Source organism: Aeromonas sp. HMWF014, from assembly GCF_963878295.1.
GTDB lineage: Bacteria > Pseudomonadota > Gammaproteobacteria > Enterobacterales > Aeromonadaceae > Aeromonas > Aeromonas popoffii.
The window spans coordinates 1-1,413 of sequence record NZ_CAWNYS010000203.1; the positions used below are offsets into that span (position 1 = coordinate 1).

Consider the following 1,413-nt stretch of genomic DNA (forward strand, 5'->3'; position numbering starts at 1 on the left):
GAGCACCAGCACAATGGCACTCAGCCAGCGTCCCCAGCGGGGCATCAAGTTCCACGCAGCCGTGGCCATGGTGGAGATAAATCGTGTCAGGCTTCTTTCTACTGTCATGCTGATTGCTTGAGTTGTTCCAAGGCTGAGCGCCCGCCTTCCAGATAGGCCAATCCCCAGTGCAAGAGCTGGGCATCGGCAGCCCCTGCCTGCTTGGCCTTGTCGAGTGCCTTGCGAACCATGGCCATCCGCTCACAGGGCGGAAACTGAGCAATATTATCCCCTGATTGCCAGAGAGCCAGCAGTCGATGGGCTTGCGGTGATCCTTCCAATGCTTGATAGAGTGCCGGGGTCAGTTGCACCAGAACTGGTTCTGCCGGGGGGATAGACAAGACCAGCTCACGCCAGTTGCCATTGCACTCCCGCAGCCACCAACGACTGATGCCACCAAAGATACCGCCAAGCCAGGGGGCATCCTGCTGCTCAAGCAGCAAGGGCAAGGCGTCAGGGGTATAGAACCGCAGCAGCATACTGTACTTGCCACCCGGCTCTATCACTCTTGCCCCAAGCGCCAACTGCTCTTGCAGTGTTTCCACAGGTCGCTCGCTGTCAATCAGCCCCACGACATGCCCCTGCTCGGCGAGTTCAGCCAGCAAGCCTTCATCCTGTTGTGAGCACTGCCAGAGCCAGGGGCCAAGATTGACCAGCTCAAACAGGTCATCGTGCAGATAGAGCGGCAAAAACAGCCCCTCACTCATCTTCTCTCGCTGCTCGGCACTAAGATGGGCCGCTTCGATCAGAGCAACTGCCTTTCCTTCACGCCAGATTGATTCAGGTAGCATCTTACTCTCCCTTCACCACGGCATCGCCCTGAGCCATGGCTCTCAGCATGCAAGGGATGCAGACAGGTTTCTCCATGGGCGGAAGTGTTTTCAACAAGGCTTCAGCACTCGTCTGTGTGGCGATTTGTGGCACGATAGTGACATGCTCCGGAGAGGGTTCCGTAGCGACAACTTTCGGTAAGAATGGGGCCTGACCCGCCCACCCAGAGCCAGAACCGGGACTGCCACCAGAGTTCATCTTGATGGAGGGACCAACCAGGGTGACGCCGCTCGGGTCAACCTTCACAAAGCTGCCGCCGACCTTGAGGGTCAGCTCTGAGCCTGCTTCCAGTACAATCTTGTTACCGGCCTTGATGTGGACCTCTTGGCCCGCTTCAACCAGCAGCGACTGCCCCAGTTTCTGATGCATTGAGACATCCACCGTCAGCGAATAGTCGGCCTTGATGTGATCCCGTTTCTCGCCTTCCACCGTCAGGTGGTCGTTGGCCTTGATGCGGGTGACCCGCTCGTTGTCGATATCGGTGTGCTGGTCGTGCTTGATGTGCCAGGCAGCGTCGTTCTCTATCAGCACGTTCAGGTCTTT

Annotated in this window: 2 protein-coding genes; both read right to left on the minus strand. The window is 57.7% G+C overall.

Annotated elements, in window-relative coordinates:
- Positions 1–104: 104 nt before the first annotated feature.
- A complete protein-coding gene (locus tag AAC083_RS08205) occupies positions 105–830 on the minus strand; it encodes a DUF4123 domain-containing protein (RefSeq protein WP_108535428.1) in 726 nt (241 codons plus the stop codon).
- A 1-nt stretch (position 831) separates the two neighbouring features.
- On the minus strand, positions 832–1,413 hold a 582-nt coding region (locus AAC083_RS08210; protein WP_146181536.1), incomplete at its 5' end, for a bacteriophage T4 gp5 trimerisation domain-containing protein.

Bases quoted from the DNA above. Each gene is read 5' to 3' on its own strand.
- AAC083_RS08205 (WP_108535428.1), bottom strand. From the start codon at position 830: ATGCTACCTGAATCAATCTGGCGTGAAGGAAAGGCAGTTGCTCTGATC.